This window comes from Spongiimicrobium salis, assembly GCF_043678055.1.
GTDB classification, from domain to species: domain Bacteria; phylum Bacteroidota; class Bacteroidia; order Flavobacteriales; family Flavobacteriaceae; genus Spongiimicrobium; species Spongiimicrobium salis.
This window is the reverse complement of sequence record NZ_JBHEQA010000002.1, coordinates 742048-760448: the sequence shown is the minus strand read 5'-3', so window position 1 is coordinate 760448 and position 18401 is coordinate 742048. Positions and strand designations below refer to the sequence as shown.

Genomic DNA, 18401 nt, shown 5'->3' with positions numbered 1-18401 from the left:
AACCATTTCCCTTATGATACATAGTATAGGAGTAAGGGTAAAGGACAATTTTGGGAACGATAAGGAATACAAACGAGCTGAAAAGAATATCATGTTTAAAAAAATAGGGCCGGGCGTCTTGGTCGCTGCCGCTTTTATAGGTCCGGGTACCGTTACGGCATGTACCCTTGCAGGTGTTACCTTTGGGTATGCATTATTATGGGCCATGTTACTTTCCGTTATTGCTACCATAGTATTACAAGAAATGTCTGCCCGTCTTGGTATTATCACACAAAGAGGATTGGCGGATGTTATTAAGGCCGAAATACAAACATCTTGGGTACGTTATATTGTTATAGGAATTATTCTGGGAGCCATTGTAATAGGCAATGCAGCCTATGAGGCTGGTAATATTGGAGGTGCAAGTTTGGGAATGGAAGCCTTATTTGGTGCGGAATACACTTCCTTTTATCCATTGATTATTGGTGCAATTGCCTTTGGTCTACTGTACTTGGGCAATTATAAAGCTTTGGAAAAAGTATTGGTATCCTTGGTTCTAATTATGAGCCTTTCCTTTGTGCTGACCGCAGTTATCACCCAACCCAACCTTTTGGAAGTTGCCAAAGGCTTATTGATTCCCTCTATGCCCAAAGAGAGTTTACTTACCATTATTGCCTTGGTGGGAACTACGGTCGTTCCATACAATCTATTCTTACATGCCTCTTTGGTCAGTGAAAAATGGAAAGGGGAGAAGGACCTTAAAACAGCTAAACGAGATACTTTTGTGGCCATAGGCTTAGGAGGGCTCGTTTCTATGACCATTATTATTGCGGCTTCCACGATTCCCGCTGAAGGTGTATCTGGTGTGTTGGATTTGGCCAAGGGTTTGGAACCTTTATATGGCAATAGTGCCACTTACTTTATGGGAATAGGCCTATTTGCTGCGGGAATCACTTCTGCAATCACTGCTCCCCTTGCGGCAGCGTATGTGGTCAATAGTTGTTTTGGCTGGAATGCCGGCTTAAAGGATATAAAATTTAAAATAGTATGGATGATCATACTTGGATTGGGCGTATTTTTTCTTTCTTTCGATATTAAGCCCATTACCATCATACAGTTTGCGCAAATTGCCAATGGTATTCTTTTACCTTTAATTGCCATTTTTCTTTTCTGGGTAGTAAATAGGGTATCGGTAATGGGGGCTTATAAAAATACCCTCACACAGAATATTATGGGAATCGTAATCATTGTATTGTCCTTTATCCTGGGCATTAAAAGTATTTTAAAAGTAATTGGACTGGTTTAAATGAAATATATTGATATCAATTGCGATGTAGGAGAGGGAATAGGGAACGAAACACAGTTATTACCTCTTATATCCTCCTGTAACATCGCCTGTGGAGGTCATGCAGGAGATCGCAATAGCATGGAAGAGGTCATACAATTGGCTAAAGAGCAGCGCGTAAAAATCGGGGCGCATCCTTCGTATCCTGATAAGGAAAACTTTGGCAGAGTTTCTATGCCTATAACAAAAGATGCATTGCTCAAGAGTCTTAGATCGCAGATGTTAGATTTCATGGAGGCTTTGGAGAATCAAGGTGGCTTGCTCCATCATATAAAACCTCATGGGGCCTTATATAATGATGTGGCCAAAGATAGGGTTAGGGCCCAACATTTTTTAGAAGCCATTCATCCTTATAAACAAAATACCTATTTGTACGTTCCCTTTAACTCCATTATTGCAGATTTGACTATTGAACAGGGCTTTAAGATTAAGTGGGAAGCTTTTGGCGATCGGAATTACAATGCAGATTTGAGTTTGGTTTCCAGAAAACAGCCCCATGCGATGGTTCATGATCCAGAAGAAGTATTATGGCATCTCGTAAACATGGCCAATACCTCCAAAGTAACCGTACTGACAGGAGAAAAAATTGAAATCTTAGCAGATACGTTCTGTATCCATGGAGATACACCAACTGCTTTGGAAATATTAATGTATCTTACGGAAAGATTATCCTTACATAATATCGCTATCAGTAAATGAATACATTTTCGGTTTCTATAAAACCCTTTGGGAAGCAAGCTATTTTAATAGAATGGCCCAATGAAGTGAACGAGGCAATACTTAATGATATCCTCCAATTTGAACATCATTTAAAAAAGAACTGCTTGGATATGGCGCTTTGGGAATGTATTCCATCCTATAATTCCATCACCCTTGTAGCGCTTAAGGAGCCTATTGATTTTAAAAGCTTGGAGCGTAACGTTTTTAAATGGTATGCAGAGATTAAAAATGTGTCATTGGCCCAAAGATACCTCTGGAGATTGCCGGTTTGTTATGATACGGATTTTGGAATGGATTTGGAAGAGGTTGCCGGGCATTTAGGACATACCATAGATAAAATTATAGCACTACATACCGCTCAGCAGTACACGGTCTACGGTATTGGTTTTTTACCAGGATTCATGTATTTGGGAGGCTTGCCCAAAGCTTTGGAAATCTCGAGAAAAGAAACCCCTAGATTAAAAGTTCCACAAGGTGCGGTTGGCCTTGCTAGCCGGCAAACAGGAATTTATCCCCAAGAATCCCCAGGAGGGTGGAATATCATAGGGAACTGTCCCGTGACCATTTTTAATGTAGAAAATGACCCTCCTTGTTTTGTTGGAATGGGAGATAAAATTCAGTTCTATGCAATTTCCAAAGCGGAATATGACCTTTATAAGATTGAAAATGAAGTGGGTGTTTTTAAATTAGAAAAACAAGAACTGGATGCTTAAACTACTAAAATCAGGTTTTTTTACCACGGTTCAGGATACGGGAAGGTTTCATTATCGAAATAATGGAGTACCCATTTCCGGGGCCATGGATGAGATATCTGCAAAGGCCATTAATGCCATTTTGGGGAATACAATGGATGCTGCAGTTTTGGAAATTACCATGACAGGGCCTATCCTTGAGTTCAAAGAAGATACTTACATCTGCCTGGGAGGGGCTGAATTATCGGCAACACTGAATAATCGCCCCATACGGAATTATGAATGTTATAAAATCGAAAAAGGTGATATTCTGTCTTATGGCAAACTGCTTAAAGGGTTTAGAGGGTATTTGGCCGTTAAGGGCGGATTTCAAACTACCGTTATATTGGGCAGTAGGTCATTTTATAACCCCATTACGCCGAATAGATGTCTTAAAGGACAGGAAAGTTTGCGCTATGATCGCTGTATTTTTCATAAACCGAAATTGCAACTTCCAGAAGATTTGAATTTCCTTGAAGAACAAGTTTTGGAGGTGAGCAAAGGTCCGGAATACGGACTTTTGTCAGAACAGCAATTGGAAGAATTGTTTAGCAGGGATTTTTCCGTTGCCAAAGAAAATAACCGTATGGCGTATCAAATAGAAGAAACCATAACGCCACATAAACATGCCATTCTTACTTCTGCAACATTGCCGGGAACAATACAACTTACCCCCAAAGGCAAATTGATTGCCCTCATGAAGGATGGGCAGACCACGGGAGGTTATCCGCGTATTTTGCAATTGTCTGCCCGTGCTATTGCCATTTTGGCGCAAAAAAGAGCAGGGGATAGCATTAAGTTTAGTGATGTTAATGGAGAAATCACATAATTTTTTTGAAGGTATTTAATTTTTAGCTAGTATTGTACCTATGAAAATCAAAAGCAATACCAATATTGTGGTCATTATTATTCCTCAACAGGAATGATATGGACTTATATTGATTTTAAAAGCCTGTATCAGAAGATAATGATACAGGCTTTTTTTATGGCCTAAATTGAGAATAATGAAATATTGAATTTAGTTGATACAATTGGATATGATATAGTTTTGCAATTTAAAATACTGATAATCAATATATTAAATAGATATTGTGATTATTGAATTTAGACTTGTCCTGAATGTTAAAAATTTAGGGTATGTGAAAGATATATCTTTGATTGACCAATTTTATGTAACAGAATTAAAGAAATTAAGAAAATCATTTAATGAAATTAAATAAATACAGTAAAAACGTTACACAAGACCCAACACAACCTGCGGCACAAGCCATGCTCCATGCCATTGGGTTAAGCGAAGAAGATTTAAAAAAGCCGCTTATTGGTATCGGGAGTACAGGTTATGAGGGAAATCCTTGTAATATGCATTTGAATGATTTGGCCCAAGAAGTAAAACGAGGAATACAAGAAGAAAACCTAGTAGGTTTAGTGTTTAATACTATTGGGGTAAGTGACGGAATTTCAATGGGAACCTATGGTATGCGCTATTCATTGCCTTCCAGGGATATCATTGCAGATTCTATGGAAACCGTGGTACAGGCTATGAATTACGATGGGTTGGTGACTGTAGTTGGTTGTGATAAAAATATGCCAGGAGCCCTTATGGCTATGATCCGATTGGATAGACCTTCTGTTCTTGTATATGGAGGAACCATTGCCTCGGGTTGCTTCAAGGATAAAAAATTAGATGTAGTTTCCGCTTTTGAGGCTTGGGGGGAAAAAGTAGCAGGAAGTATTAATGAGGAAGATTATAAAAGCGTTATTCAAAACGCTTGCCCAGGTGCGGGCGCTTGTGGCGGAATGTATACGGCCAATACGATGGCCTCTGCCATTGAAGCCTTGGGAATGGCCATGCCTTATAACTCTTCCAACCCGGCAATTGGCAATGAAAAAAAACAGGATTGCTTCAATTCAGGAAAGGCCTTAAGACATCTACTGGAGCAGGATATAAAGCCCAGTGACATTATTACGAAAAAATCTTTTGAGAACGCCATCCGATTGATTACGGTAATGGGAGGATCTACAAATGCGGTATTACACTTTTTGGCAATTGCCAAGGCTGCTGCAATAGATTTTACCTTGGATGATTTTCAGAAAATCAGTGATTCCACCCCTTTTCTAGCCGATCTAAAACCTAGTGGAAAATATTTAATGGAAGATGTTCACAGGGTGGGAGGGACCCCGGCCGTATTAAAGTTCATGCTCGAAAATGGAATGTTGCATGGAGATTGTTTGACCATAACAGGAAAGACCATGGCCGAAAATTTGGCCGATGTTCCCAGTTTAACATCGGGCCAAGAAATCATAAAGCCCTTAGATGCCCCTATCAAAGCCACAGGACATATCCGGATTTTATATGGAAACTTGGCCGAAGAAGGTGCGGTGGCAAAAATCACAGGAAAGGAAGGAGTACACTTTACGGGACCAGCGAAAGTATTTGATGATGAATTTTTAGCCAATGAGGGTATTGGAAAAGGCCTGGTGCATAAGGGAGATGTTGTTGTGATTCGGTATGAAGGCCCTAAAGGGGGACCGGGAATGCCCGAAATGTTAAAGCCGACTGCTGCAATTATGGGTGCAGGTCTGGGAAAAGAGGTAGCATTGATTACAGATGGTCGTTTTTCTGGCGGCACACACGGGTTCGTAGTAGGGCATGTAGCGCCAGAGGCTCAGGATGGAGGAACAATCGCCTTATTGGAAGATGGGGATATGATTACTATTGATGCTGAAGAAAATAACATCACCGTGGCTTTATCGGATGAAGAACTGGCAGAACGCCGAAAGCATTGGAAGAAACCCGAACTAAAAGTAAAAAGGGGAAGTTTATACAAATATGCAAAGACGGTTTCATCGGCCTCTAAAGGATGTGTAACCGATGAATTTTAAGAGGATGTCTTAAAAAGAATGAGTATGGAAACAATAAAAAAAGCAAAGGGCAACAGTACAACAATGGCGAGCACAACGATTAATGGTGCCGAAGCCATAATTCATTGTTTATTGGCAGAAGGAGTAGACTTGGTTTACGGATACCCTGGAGGTGCTATTATGCCCATTTATGACGAGTTATATAAATTTCAGGATCAATTAACACATATTCTTACCCGTCATGAACAGGGAGCTACCCATGCCGCACAGGGATACGCAAGGGTCAGTGGCAAGGTAGGTGTGGCTATGGCTACTTCTGGGCCTGGAGCTACCAATTTGGTGACAGGATTGGCAGATGCCCAAATAGATTCTACGCCAATGGTATGTATTACAGGACAAGTTCCTAGGGCATTATTGGGATCGGATGCCTTCCAGGAAACCGATATTATTGGTATTTCTACCCCAGTAACCAAATGGAATTATCAAATTACAAAAGCCTCTGAGATTCCGGAGGTTATGGCAAAGGCCTTTTATATTGCGAAATCGGGACGCCCTGGACCTGTATTGATCGATATTACCAAGAATGCACAATTCGAGAGTTTTGAATTCTCCTATCAAGCTTGTGTCGGTGTTCGAAGCTATACTGCAGTGCCTACTCCAGATGTGGCCCAAATAACAGCGGCTGCAGCTTTGATCAATGCGGCAAAAAAACCGTTCATTGTATTTGGACAAGGCGTTATTTTGGGTAAAGCAGAAGAGGAATTGAAAATGATGGTGGAGAAAACAGGAATCCCCGCTGCCTGGACCATTCTTGGACTTTCTGCAATGGACACCGATCATCCACTTAATGTGGGCATGGTGGGAATGCACGGGAATTATGGACCCAATATATTGACCAACGAATGTGACCTGCTCATCGCCATAGGAATGCGTTTTGATGATCGTGTTACCGGCAACCTGGATACCTATGCCAAACAGGCAAAAATTATTCATTTTGATATCGATCCGGCCGAAATCAACAAAAATGTAAAAGTAGATGTTGGCGTTCTAGGAAATGCCAAAGAAACCCTAGAACTACTTTTACCGATGCTTAATGCGAATAGCCATGAGGCTTGGCATAATCAATTCAAAGAAAAATATGAGGTAGAATTCGATGCGGTTATTCAGAAGGATATTGCGCCCACTAAGGAAGGACTTACGATGGGGGAGGTCATAGAAGAAATCAACAAAGCTTCGGGACATAAGGCCGTAATCGTTTCGGACGTAGGGCAGCATCAAATGATTGCTTGCCGTTATGCAAAATTTAAGCAGAGTAAAAGTAATATTACTTCTGGAGGCCTGGGAACAATGGGTTTTGCCCTACCAGCGGCAATTGGAGCCAAAATGGGAGCAGCGGATCGTGAAGTCGTCGCAATTATTGGCGATGGAGGCTATCAAATGACCATTCAGGAATTAGGCACTATTTTCCAAAATAAAACAGCAGTTAAAATTGTCGTGTTGAATAATGACCATTTGGGAATGGTACGTCAATGGCAAGAACTATTTTTTGAAAGCCGTTATGCTTCTACAGTAATGACCAATCCTGATTTTGTCAAAATTGCGGAAGGCTATCACATTAAAGCAAAGCGCGTAAAAGAACGAAAAAACTTGCGTAGCGCTGTTGCCGAAATGATGGCATCCAATGAAGCTTACTTTTTGGAAGTATGCGTGGAAAAAGAAGATAACGTATTTCCAATGATTCCTTCAGGAGCTTCGGTTTCCGATATCAGACTAAAGTAAATCATGTAAGTCAGATGGTGAACGATCAAAATCAAGGAGGAATGCCAAATGGATATTCTTCTGTTCTTGCTTTATCGGAAAAAGTGGGTTTTACAATGCCATCGGAGGTTCGAGTGGGCAGTTTGTTGCGGACATTGATTGCATCTAAACCCAATGCCCATGTACTTGAACTCGGTACGGGAACAGGTTTAAGCCTCAGCTGGATGATTGACGGTTTAGATCAAGGAGCAAGCCTGGTCAGTGTGGATAATGATCGGCAATTAAGCCACTTGGTTTCTAGAGTTTTTGGGGGTGACGAACGTGTCAATATTGTCTGTAAAGATGGATTCGAATGGATTTCAACCTATGCTGGAGAGCCTTTCGATCTTATTTTTGCGGATACTTGGCCAGGAAAATATGAAGGCCTGGAAGAAACCTTAAAACTGTTGAAAATAGGGGGTTTCTATGTAGTTGACGATATGGAACCTCAAGCAAATTGGCCAGAAGGACACCAGCGAAAAGCAAACAATTTGATTCAAGTTTTGGAACAACGTGACGATATGACAATGACAAAGATGAAATGGGCCACTGGTCTTATCATCGCAGTAAAAAATAAATGAAGACCCTCTCATAGTATGGAGAGCATTATACCAATGAAATCATGGAAAAAAAGTGGTTTACCATTTCCGTTTATTCGGAAAACAATGTAGGATTGCTCAATAGAATTTCGGGCATTTTCTTGAAAAGACATATCAATATAGAGAGCTTAAATGTGTCAAAATCAGAAATAGATCATGTCTCTAAATTTACCATAGTAGTCTGTACTACAGAAGACTGGACACGAAAAATTGTTGGACAGATCGAAAAACAAATCGAAGTGATCAAAGCCTTTTATCATACAGATGAAGAGACGATCTATCAGGAATCGGCCATATTCAAAATAGCATCAGACCTGCTTTTTGATGAGCGACAAATACAAAATATCATCAAACAAAGTCATGCGCAGATTGTCACGGTAACCCGCGAATTCTTTGTGCTGGCAAAAACAGGAAGGAAAGAGGAAATCGATGAGATGTATCATGAATTGCAACCTTATGGAATAATGCAATTTGTACGTTCCGGTAGAATAGCGGTATCCAAATCCAAAATGCAGATATCTGCATTATTGAATGAATTTCAATTAAACGAATAATACAACCATCCTTCAAGTATAAAAAGGATAAAAACTAGAATTACCCATGTCAAATTACTTTAATACACTATCATTACGTGATCAATTAACCCAATTGGGACAGTGCCGTTTTATGGAATTAAGCGAGTTTTCCGATGGTGTAACCGCTTTAAAAGGTGCCAAAATTGTAATCGTGGGCTGTGGCGCCCAAGGCCTGAATCAAGGCCTAAATATGAGGGATTCGGGCTTGGACATTTCGTATACCCTTAGAGAAGCTGCCATAAAAGAACAGCGGCAATCTTTTAAAAATGCCACCGAAAATAACTTTAAGGTAGGAACTTATGAGGAATTGATTCCGCAAGCGGATATGGTGATTAATCTAACCCCGGATAAACAGCATACCCAAGTTATCAATGCAGTCATGCCCTTGATGAAACAAGGAGCTACGTTGTCGTATTCCCATGGCTTTAATATTGTAGAGGAAGGGATGAAGATTAGAAAAGACCTTACCGTAATTATGGTAGCCCCAAAATGTCCAGGTTCCGAGGTACGGGAGGAATATAAAAGAGGTTTTGGTGTACCTACCCTGATTGCCGTTCATCCAGACAATGATCCCCAAGGGAAAGGACTCATGCATGCCAAAGCATATGCTGTAGCCACTGGAGGGCACAAAGCCGGAGTATTGCAATCTTCTTTTGTGGCCGAGGTAAAATCTGATTTAATGGGAGAACAGACCATTTTATGTGGACTATTGCAAACGGGATCCATTCTTTGTTTTGATAAGATGTTGGAGCAGGGGATAGATGCTGGCTATGCCTCAAAATTGATCCAGTATGGGTGGGAAACCATTACCGAGGGGTTGAAATATGGAGGAATTACCAATATGATGGATCGTTTGTCCAATCCTGCCAAGATCAAGGCCTTTGATCTCTCTGAGGATTTAAAGAATATTATGCGGCCCTTGTTCCAAAAACATATGGACGATATAATGAGCGGACATTTTTCAAAAACGATGATGGAAGATTGGGCCAATGACGATAAAAACCTGTTGACATGGCGTGCCGCTACTGGAGAAACAGCTTTTGAAAAAACACCGGCTGGTACTGATGAGATAGAAGAACAGGAATTTTATGATAATGGGGTGCTCATGGTAGCCATGGTCCGCGCAGGGGTAGAACTGGCTTTTGAAGCGATGACAGCATCAGGAATCATTGCTGAGTCGGCCTATTATGAATCCCTACATGAAACTCCTTTGATCGCAAATACCATCGCCAGAAAGAAGTTGTTTGAGATGAACAGGGTCATCTCGGATACTGCCGAATATGGTTGCTATCTTTTTGATCATGCCTGTAAACCCCTATTGGGAGCATTTATGGAAGGCATTCAAACAGATGTGATTGGAAAACCGTATGGCTCAGAAAAAAGTAATGGTGTAGATAATGCACGTTTAATAGCTGTAAATAAAGCGCTTAGAGAGCATCCTGTAGAAATTGTCGGGGCGAGATTGCGTGCATCCATGACCGCAATGAAACCCATTGTATAGGAGAAATAATACATCTTCTTAGAAGAGAAGACATAATATGACTTATTTTCCAGCTATTGAGGACATACATAAGGCCGCATCCACTATTCAGCAAATAACGGATGTGACGCCTTTGGCACATAACATACGATTATCAAAACACTATGAAGCAGCTATTTTTTTAAAAAGAGAAGATCTACATCGGGTACGATCGTATAAGATCAGGGGGGCTTACAACAAAATAAGTTCCCTTTCCAAAGCGGAAATGGAGCGTGGTGTAGTTTGTGCGAGTGCCGGAAATCATGCTCAGGGAGTTGCATTTGCTTGTAGCCATTTGGGAATAAAGGCCAGTATTTTCATGCCTATGGTAACTCCAAAACAGAAAGTAGAACAAACGACGATGTTTGGAGGCTCATGGGTAGACGTAGTATTGGAAGGAGACACTTTTGACGATTCTTTTGCTGCGGCCGATGCTTACTGTAAGAAAAATGATATGACCTTTATTCATCCGTTTGATGACCCTAAGATCATAGAAGGACAGGCCACAGTTGGAATAGAGCTCATTTCGCAAACCGAAAGTCCTTTGGATTATGTTTTTGTGGCTATTGGCGGAGGCGGTCTGGCATCGGGTCTCATCGCAACTTTTAAAACCCTATCTCCTCAAACCAAAATAATAGGGGTAGAGCCCCTTGGTGCTCCCTCTATGAAAACCTCCATAGCCCAAAAAAAGAACGTAACCCTAGCAAAAATCGATAAGTTTATCGATGGCGCAGCTGTAAAACGTGTAGGAGATCATACCTTTCCTATTTGCGCCCAACATTTAGATGATATGGTCACCGTTGCAGAGGGAAAAGTTTGTCAGACCATATTGGACCTTTACAATAAAGATGCTATTGTAGTAGAACCAGCAGGGGCGTTATCTATTGCGGTATTGGATTATTTTTCCCATGTTATAAAGGGGAAACGTGTGGCATGCATCGTAAGCGGGAGCAATAACGATATTGCCAGAACCGCAGAGATAAAAGAAAGAGCGCTATTATATGGAAATTTGAAACATTATTTTATTGTGCGATTTCCACAAAGGCCCGGTGCCTTAAAAGAATTTGTGGTCAACATATTGGGACCTACAGATGATATTACCCATTTTGAATATTCAAAAAAGTCGAGCCGGGAAAATGCCTCTGCCGTAGTTGGGATAGAGCTAAAGACACCAAAGAATCTAGAAGCCCTGATACATCGGATGAAAGCCAATAATTTTTATGGGGACTACCTAAATAACAAACCAGAATTATTTCAATATTTGGTATAAGAACACAACACCTATTATGAAGAACGAACTAAAAATACCGGAAGCCTTTCAGATTACGGAAACAATCGATCAAAGGAACTACTTGATCAATGGAGAATTAAGAACATGGAATGGCGAGACAAGCGCTGTACATTCTTCAATATCATCCACCATGGAATATGCGCCAACTGCTTTGGGGTCTATACCTACAATGGGAGAAACAGAGGCATTGGAGGCTTTGGACGCCGCCCTGAATGCCTATGATAAAGGCCAAGGGGTATGGCCTACATTGAAGGTGAAAGATCGTGTGGAGTGTATGGAATCTTTCGTCAAGAAGATGGAAACCAAAAGGGATGAAGTCGTTAAATTGCTCATGTGGGAAATCGGAAAATCCTTGCCGGATTCAGAAAAGGAATTTGATCGTACTGTAGAGTATATTTATGATACCATTGAAGATTATAAACAACTGGATCGCAATTCTGCCAAATTTGAGAAGCATGGGGGCGTCTATGCCCATGTACGTAGAGGACCTCTCGGTGTGGTCCTATGTTTAGGTCCTTACAATTATCCCTTAAATGAAACATTTGCGTTATTGATTCCTGCAATTATTATGGGGAATACTACCATATTTAAACCGGCGAAGCATGGAGTATTGCTTATTGCACCACTTCTGGAAGCCTTTCAAAGTAGTTTTCCCAAAGGTGTGGTCAATATTATTTTTGGTAGGGGAAGGGCCGTTGCTGCTCCCATTATGCAAACCGGAAAAGTAGATGTCTTAGCTTTAATAGGAAATAGTAAATCGGCCAATGCGCTACAAAATCAGCATCCAAAGAGCAATCGCTTGCGTTTGGTTTTAGGTTTGGAAGCCAAAAACCCGGCCATCGTTTTGCCGGATGCCGATTTGGACCTCACCATTGACGAATGTATTGCAGGGACTTTGTCTTTTAATGGTCAACGTTGTACTGCCTTAAAAGTAGTTTATGTTCACGAGGATATCCTAGAAGAATTCAATACACGTTTTGCCGCTCGTGTGGATGCTTTGCGTTTTGGGAACCCTTGGGACGAAGGTGTAAAATTGACGCCTTTACCGGAACCTGGAAAGCCTGCCTATATACAAGAGCTAATAGACGACGCTACTGCCAAAGGCGCAAAAATAATAAATACAAAGGGAGGGCAGCAAACCAACAATTTTATATGGCCTGCGGTATTGCATCCCATTACTAAAGATATGCGTGTTTATCAAGAAGAGCAATTTGGACCGGTGATACCTATAGTTTCATTTAAGGATATTGAAGAGCCTTTGGATGATATGGCGGCGTCCAATTACGGACAACAGGTGAGTCTATTTGGAAAAGATGTATATGCTTTGGCACCTTTGATCGATACCTTGGCCAATTTGGTTTGTCGCGTAAATTTAAATAGTTCTTGTCAACGTGGTCCTGATGTTTACCCTTTTACAGGGCGAAAAGATTCTGCACAATCTACCTTAAGCGTCCATGATGCGTTGCGTTCTTTTTCCATACGAACTTTTTTAGCCTTTAAGGATAACCATCTGAACAATGAAACTGTAGAACAATTATTGGAAGCTAAAGTGAGTAATTTTCTAAGTACAGATTATATTTTATAAGTAGTACTTATAGTTTTCCCGTACGAATAGCTAATAGGGTCACAAGAATAATGGCCGACATAATAAAGGAGGCCAAGGGCAGGATAAAGTAAATGACTTTTTTCATTGTATTGTAATTTTTATACAAAGAAAAAAGAGATACAAGCTTCATGCCAATAAAATGGATTCAAAAGGAAAAACAGCACTTAAAACGGAAAAAATAAACCTTTAGAGAAGTAGAAATCCCATAAAACAAGGCATTAACAAAGAAATGCACTTTGTGCCAAAATCCTTGAAAAGGAAGATGGTTTGAGGGTAAAATGTTAGCAATCTGTTTATTTTTTATCAAGAAATAAACAGATTGCCTTATATCTGGGGATGAAATTATTCGTTCATATGATTATCAAAACCTTCGTATACCAATTGTATAAAACGTTCGGTATTGATAAAGTTTCCACTCCAACGCTTCTCATAGTCTGCAAGAATATCAGATTTCATTAATTCTTCTTTACTACGTCCGGCTTTTTTGGCATCTACGATGATTTTTCGGGTGGCGATTAACATATCCCGTACCTCTGCTACATCGGCTTCTTTAGCCAAAGCTCCATGACCCGGGATGATTATGGTATTTTCGTCGGCCATTGCAATGATTTTCCCCAATACATCGATCATTCCGTCAATAGATCCGCCAGAATAGGCATCTATAAATGGAAAGCCATAACGTACAAAAGTATCTCCGGCATGGATAATATTGGCCTTTTTAAAATATACAAAGGCATCACCGTCCGTATGGGCCGCCGGACCGTGAATCATCTGGATTTCTTCATTGTTTAGGTACATTTTAAAACCTTCATCAAAAGTTATGACGGGCCAACCGGAGGCCTTCATCGCTTTAACATCCCAACCAAAAGGAGTAATGGTGTGATCTTCTTGCAGGCGTTTGCGTACATTTTCATGGGCAATAATCTGTGCTTTTTTTCCAAAAGCTTCATTGCTCCCGGCATGATCAAAATGCCAATGGGTATTAAAGACATATTTAATGGGCCTGTTTGTGATTTTCGCTACGGCCTTTTCGATCTTTTCGCCCAATTCCCGATACTGATCATCGATCATAAAGACCCCTTCAGGACCAATTAATAGCCCAATATTGCCCCCTGCACCTTGCATGAGGTAAATACTGTCTTTTATCTTGGTGTGTTTCATTTGAACATTATCAAAATTCTGAGCATTTACAGTAGCGATAATGCCCGTAGCAAGGGATAATAGAAGAAAAATACGTTTCATAGTGATCTAGATTTTAGCGCTATTTTTTGCAATAGTAAGAAAAAGATATTTAATGTATGAAGTACTTTCCCCCGAAGAAGCAGCTTTCTTAGCCCCATTTTAGGGTACATACATCAAATATACTAGTCACCGCATCATGTGTTATATGATTTTTTTTAAGGGCACTATAATTTAGTGGTCTCATTTAAACACGAAATACCATGCGCAATATTTTTTTATCATTTTTTACTATCATATCACTTCAACTCTTTTTCATAGGATGCTCTGGCGGAGATCAGGTCACCGTAACTCGTGTAGAACGATCTGAAGAAATGGAAGACCCACAACCAGAACCTATGCCAGAACCTACTGGAGAACCAGGTGTTTTCAGGGATTTAACCTCAATGCAATTGGTTGCAGAGATGCCCACAGGCTGGAATTTGGGAAATTCCCTTGATGTACCAGGTGATGATGAAACTGCTTGGGGAAACCCTATTACTTCCAGGGAAATGATCGATAAAGTCCGGGAAAGAGGCTTTGGTACGCTGCGTGTTCCAGTAACCTGGGGATCTCATACGGGGAACCCTCCTGAATATACTATAGAAACCACATGGATGGATCATGTGGAAGAGATTGTAAATTATGGCTTGGACAATGACATGTACGTAATTTTGAATATACATCACGATAATGAATGGACGGTACCAACTCCAGAAAATGCAAGTACCGTACGAGACAGATTGGGAAAAGTTTGGACTCAAATAGCCAATCGTTTTAGGAATTATAGTGATTTTTTGCTTTTTGAAGTTCTGAACGAACCCCGACATGAAGGAACACCCCAGGAATGGAATGGAGGTACGGCAGAGGAAAGAGTAGTGCTGAACCAATACCTTAAAACAGCATTGGATGCTATCCGTGCCACAGGAGGAAACAATGAAAAGCGTCATATTATGATTCCTACCTATGCTGCAAGTACCCATCCCAATGCCATGAATGATTTGGTCATTCCCAATAACGACCAAAGAACTATTGTATCTGTCCATACCTATTTTCCCTTTCAATATGCTCTTTTAGGAGAAGACCGGGATTGGGGGACCGATGCAGATCGGCAGGCTTTGGATGCGGAGTTGGATAGGGTACGGGATAAATTCATTGCGAATGGTATCCCGGTGATTATGGGAGAATTTGGCAGCGTAACCTCAGTGAACGATCGGTTGGAACATGCCACCTATTATGCCAATGGTGCCGTATCCCGTGGCATGCTGCCTATTTGGTGGGATGATGGAGGAAACTTCAGAATTTTTAATAGAAGGACACTAACTTGGATAAGCCCGGATATTGCCGATGCCGTAATCAATGCCAAAAATTAAATTGCTATAGATTTTTTAAAAGAATTGATCCAATAAAAAAAGCTGCAAAAATGCTCGATTTTTGCAGCTTTATTGAGTATTAAAAATTGGGGTTAAATATGTGCGGCCAACCAATCGCCGACCTCTTTAGTGCCGTAGGCTTTACTGCCATTGGCCAAATCTTCGGTAACCATGCCTTCGGCAAGGGATTTATGAACTACATTTCTGATCGCCTCGGCCTCTTCCGAAAGTCCCTGATCTTCAAAGAGCATTGCAGCCGATAATACCGTAGCCAATGGATTGGCTATATTTTTTCCAGCAGCCTGTGGGTATGACCCATGTATGGGTTCATACAGGGCATTATGCGTGCCAACGGAAGCAGAGGGCATCAAGCCCATAGACCCGGATATTACCGAAGCCTCATCGGTTAGAATATCTCCAAAAAGATTTTCTGTGATCAATACGTCATATTCGTTTGGCCATTGTACCAAACGCATGGCAACGGCATCAACGAACTCATAGGAAACCACTACTTCCGGATACTCTTTTTCCATAGCTTGCACGGTCTCTCTCCATAAACGGGAAGATTCCAACACATTGGCTTTATCCACACAACATAACTTTTTGGAACGCTTCATGGCCAGTTCAAAACCTTTTTTTGCAATGCGTTGAACTTCTTTCTTGGTGTATGTACAGGTGTCATAGGCTGTATTTCCATTATCTTCCCGTCCTCTTTTTCCAAAATAGATGCCTCCGGTCAGTTCCCGCAGAAATACCAGATCCGTTCCTTCAATACGTTCCCTTTTTAAGGGAGATTTATCAATGAGGGAAGGGAAAGTGAAGGTAGGACGAACATTGGCAAAAAGCCCTAATTTCTGCCGCATTTTTAGGAGGCCTTGCTCTGGCCTTATTTTTGCGGAAGGGTCATTATCAAACCTTGGATGCCCTATGGCTCCAAAAAGCACCGCATCCGCTTCCACACAGGTTTGGTGCGTCTCTTCGGGATAAGGGTCACCCACAGCATCAATGGCCGCCGCTCCGGTAATCGCAGGGCTCCATTGAATCTCATGATTGAATTTATGGGCAACGGCATTGGACACTTTTACCGCCTGATCAATTACTTCTGGACCTATTCCATCTCCGGCCAAGAGGGCAATATTTAATTTCATATGCTTGTATTCTATGTTCAGTTAATAGTTTGTTGTTTTGCTCCTTCTGTACAATAGCAGTTTTACGTTAAATGATGTTCAGCATTTTCTCCGTAGCTTTTATTGCCGATACCGTTTGATCCGCATCGAGACCTCGGGTCACAAAATCCTTATTTTCCTTTTGCCAAGTGATGATGGTTTCGCATAAGGCGTCCGAATCGCTTCCAGGAGGTATTCGCACGGCATAATCGATCAAATGGGGCAATTGTATGTTTTTTTTATGATATACTTTGCGAATGGCATTCATGAAAGCATCGAATTGTCCATCGCCCTGAGCGTTTTCTTCAAAGGCTTCTCCATGGATTTCAACAGCCACGGTGGTCGAAGGCTTTAGCCCTTTGGAGTGTGTTAGCACATAGGATTTTACAAGAACTTTCTCTTCGTGATCACTACCAAGAACATCGGAGATAATAAAGGGAAGGTCTTCTTTGGTCACTTTTTCTTTTCGATCCCCCAATGCAATGATCCGTTGGGTAACCTTACCGAGCTCTTCATCATTTAAGGTAAGCCCCAATTCCTGTAAATTCTTTTGAATATTGGCTTTTCCGGAGGTTTTTCCAAGGGCATATACTCTTTTTCTACCAAAACGTTCTGGGAGCAAGTCGTTAAAGTATAAATTCTTCTTACTATCTCCATCGGCATGTATACCAGCAGTTTGTGTAAATACATTATCCCCTACAACAGGTTTATTGGCAGGAATGCCAAAGCCGGTGAAGGCCGATACTAATTTGCTCACGCGATGTAAAGCGGGTTCGCATACCCCTATTTTTAATTGAGGCATAAAATCATTCACAACCGCTACAACACTAGCCAAGGGAGCATTGCCGGCACGCTCTCCCATACCGTTTACCGTAAGGTGCAATCCATGACAGCCTCCCTTTAGGGCTTCCATCACATTGGCAACACTGAGGTCGTAGTCATTATGTCCATGAAAATCAAAATGTATATGGGGATAGCGCGCTACTATTTTGGAAATATAGGCATAGGTTTCCGTATGCGTAAGCACCCCTAGGGTGTCTGGGAGTAATACGCGTTTAATGGGTTGTTGGGTCAAAAAATCCAGATACTGGAATACATAGTCTTCGGAATTGCGCATACCATTGCTCCAGTCCTCCAAATACACATTCGTAGCAATACCTTGTTCTTCGGCAGCGTGAATGCTAGCCGCTATCTGGGAAAAATGTTCTTCGGGACTTTTCTTCAATTGATAGGTCAAATGATTCAAGGAACCTTTGGTAAGCAAATTCTGAACTTTTGCTCCCGCATTTAACATCCAATCAATAGAAGTTCCTCCATCTACAAAGGTGAGTACTTCTACACGATCAATATATCCGTGAGCCGTTGCCCATTCGGTTATTTGTTGAACCGCTTTTAGTTCTCCTTCGGACACTCTTGCAGAGGCAACTTCAATACGGTCCACTTTCAATTCTTCCAATAAAAGCTTAGCTAAAGTCAACTTTTCGGAAACTGAAAAAGACACGCCCGAGGTCTGTTCCCCATCTCGGAGTGTAGTATCCATAATTTCAATGGTCCTTTTTTCCATCTTGGCTCAAATATTGTTCTTCGGAAGGGCTTATTTTACATAAGAATACGTTAGGG

Annotated in this window: 15 protein-coding genes; 12 read left to right on the top strand and 3 right to left on the bottom strand. The window is 41.1% G+C overall.

From position 1 onward, the window contains the following. The first annotated feature begins 91 nt into the window (after positions 1-91). From ACEXOE_RS12630 to ACEXOE_RS12580, 11 genes are all read left to right on the top strand, one after another. Positions 92-1285, top strand: coding sequence for an Nramp family divalent metal transporter (locus ACEXOE_RS12630; RefSeq protein ID WP_394749630.1), 1194 nt, complete (start codon positions 92-94; stop codon positions 1283-1285). After that, positions 1286-2023 carry a 5-oxoprolinase subunit PxpA gene (pxpA, locus tag ACEXOE_RS12625; RefSeq protein ID WP_394749168.1) on the top strand — a complete coding sequence of 246 codons (738 nt, stop codon included), beginning with the start codon at positions 1286-1288 and terminating at the stop codon, positions 2021-2023. After that, positions 2020-2757 carry a 5-oxoprolinase subunit PxpB gene (gene pxpB / locus ACEXOE_RS12620; protein WP_394749167.1) on the top strand — a complete coding sequence of 246 codons (738 nt, stop codon included), beginning with the start codon at positions 2020-2022 and terminating at the stop codon, positions 2755-2757. The genes pxpA and pxpB overlap by 4 nt, the downstream gene beginning before the upstream one ends. After that, on the top strand, positions 2750-3604 hold the full coding sequence (locus tag ACEXOE_RS12615; protein ID WP_394749166.1) for a 5-oxoprolinase subunit C family protein: 855 nt from the start codon (positions 2750-2752) through the stop codon (positions 3602-3604). The genes pxpB and ACEXOE_RS12615 overlap by 8 nt, the downstream gene beginning before the upstream one ends. A gap of 377 nt (positions 3605-3981) precedes the next feature. Next, positions 3982-5658 carry a dihydroxy-acid dehydratase gene (gene ilvD / locus ACEXOE_RS12610; protein ID WP_394749165.1) on the top strand — a complete coding sequence of 559 codons (1677 nt, stop codon included), beginning with the start codon at positions 3982-3984 and terminating at the stop codon, positions 5656-5658. A gap of 18 nt (positions 5659-5676) precedes the next feature. Continuing rightward, entirely contained in the window at positions 5677-7416 is a 1740-nt protein-coding gene (gene ilvB, locus ACEXOE_RS12605; RefSeq protein WP_394749164.1) for a biosynthetic-type acetolactate synthase large subunit, read from the top strand. Positions 7417-7430: 14 nt separating this feature from the next. Next, positions 7431-8015, top strand: a complete 585-nt coding sequence (locus ACEXOE_RS12600) for an O-methyltransferase (RefSeq protein ID WP_394749163.1) — start codon at positions 7431-7433, stop codon at positions 8013-8015. A 41-nt stretch (positions 8016-8056) separates the two neighbouring features. After that, positions 8057-8587, top strand: coding sequence for an acetolactate synthase small subunit (gene ilvN / locus ACEXOE_RS12595; RefSeq protein ID WP_394749162.1), 531 nt, complete (start codon positions 8057-8059; stop codon positions 8585-8587). Between the two features lie 46 nt (positions 8588-8633). After that, positions 8634-10109, top strand: coding sequence for a ketol-acid reductoisomerase (gene ilvC, locus ACEXOE_RS12590; protein ID WP_394749161.1), 1476 nt, complete (start codon positions 8634-8636; stop codon positions 10107-10109). A gap of 37 nt (positions 10110-10146) precedes the next feature. Continuing rightward, positions 10147-11397, top strand: a complete 1251-nt coding sequence (ilvA, locus tag ACEXOE_RS12585) for a threonine ammonia-lyase IlvA (RefSeq protein WP_394749160.1) — start codon at positions 10147-10149, stop codon at positions 11395-11397. Between the two features lie 16 nt (positions 11398-11413). Next, positions 11414-13003 carry an NADP-dependent glyceraldehyde-3-phosphate dehydrogenase gene (locus tag ACEXOE_RS12580; protein WP_394749159.1) on the top strand — a complete coding sequence of 530 codons (1590 nt, stop codon included), beginning with the start codon at positions 11414-11416 and terminating at the stop codon, positions 13001-13003. 363 nt (positions 13004-13366) lie between these two features. On the opposite strand, the gene ACEXOE_RS12575 is transcribed toward ACEXOE_RS12580, so the two are convergent. Continuing rightward, positions 13367-14266 (bottom strand): MBL fold metallo-hydrolase, encoded by a 900-nt coding sequence (locus tag ACEXOE_RS12575; protein WP_394749158.1) that lies wholly within the window; start codon positions 14264-14266, stop codon positions 13367-13369. 200 nt (positions 14267-14466) lie between these two features. Between ACEXOE_RS12575 and ACEXOE_RS12570 the strand changes: the two genes are divergently transcribed. Beyond that, positions 14467-15615 (top strand): glycoside hydrolase family 5 protein, encoded by a 1149-nt coding sequence (locus tag ACEXOE_RS12570; protein ID WP_394749157.1) that lies wholly within the window; start codon positions 14467-14469, stop codon positions 15613-15615. A 92-nt stretch (positions 15616-15707) separates the two neighbouring features. Here ACEXOE_RS12570 and leuB read toward each other — a convergent pair whose 3' ends face one another. Further along, entirely contained in the window at positions 15708-16763 is a 1056-nt protein-coding gene (gene leuB, locus ACEXOE_RS12565; RefSeq protein ID WP_394749156.1) for a 3-isopropylmalate dehydrogenase, read from the bottom strand. 67 nt (positions 16764-16830) lie between these two features. Next, positions 16831-18345, bottom strand: coding sequence for an alpha-isopropylmalate synthase regulatory domain-containing protein (locus ACEXOE_RS12560; RefSeq protein WP_394749155.1), 1515 nt, complete (start codon positions 18343-18345; stop codon positions 16831-16833). Between the last annotated feature and the right edge of the window lie 56 nt (positions 18346-18401).

Bases quoted from the DNA above. Each gene is read 5' to 3' on its own strand.
- ACEXOE_RS12615 (WP_394749166.1), top strand. From the start codon at position 2,750: ATGCTTAAACTACTAAAATCAGGTTTTTTTACCACGGTTCAGGATACG.
- ACEXOE_RS12570 (WP_394749157.1), top strand. From the start codon at position 14,467: ATGCGCAATATTTTTTTATCATTTTTTACTATCATATCACTTCAACTC.
- ACEXOE_RS12560 (WP_394749155.1), bottom strand. From the start codon at position 18,345: ATGGAAAAAAGGACCATTGAAATTATGGATACTACACTCCGAGATGGG.
- ilvB (WP_394749164.1), top strand. From the start codon at position 5,677: ATGAGTATGGAAACAATAAAAAAAGCAAAGGGCAACAGTACAACAATG.
- ilvA (WP_394749160.1), top strand. From the start codon at position 10,147: ATGACTTATTTTCCAGCTATTGAGGACATACATAAGGCCGCATCCACT.
- leuB (WP_394749156.1), bottom strand. From the start codon at position 16,763: ATGAAATTAAATATTGCCCTCTTGGCCGGAGATGGAATAGGTCCAGAA.
- ACEXOE_RS12630 (WP_394749630.1), top strand. From the start codon at position 92: ATGTTTAAAAAAATAGGGCCGGGCGTCTTGGTCGCTGCCGCTTTTATA.
- pxpB (WP_394749167.1), top strand. From the start codon at position 2,020: ATGAATACATTTTCGGTTTCTATAAAACCCTTTGGGAAGCAAGCTATT.
- ilvN (WP_394749162.1), top strand. From the start codon at position 8,057: ATGGAAAAAAAGTGGTTTACCATTTCCGTTTATTCGGAAAACAATGTA.
- ilvC (WP_394749161.1), top strand. From the start codon at position 8,634: ATGTCAAATTACTTTAATACACTATCATTACGTGATCAATTAACCCAA.
- ACEXOE_RS12575 (WP_394749158.1), bottom strand. From the start codon at position 14,266: ATGAAACGTATTTTTCTTCTATTATCCCTTGCTACGGGCATTATCGCT.
- ACEXOE_RS12580 (WP_394749159.1), top strand. From the start codon at position 11,414: ATGAAGAACGAACTAAAAATACCGGAAGCCTTTCAGATTACGGAAACA.
- ACEXOE_RS12600 (WP_394749163.1), top strand. From the start codon at position 7,431: ATGGTGAACGATCAAAATCAAGGAGGAATGCCAAATGGATATTCTTCT.
- pxpA (WP_394749168.1), top strand. From the start codon at position 1,286: ATGAAATATATTGATATCAATTGCGATGTAGGAGAGGGAATAGGGAAC.
- ilvD (WP_394749165.1), top strand. From the start codon at position 3,982: ATGAAATTAAATAAATACAGTAAAAACGTTACACAAGACCCAACACAA.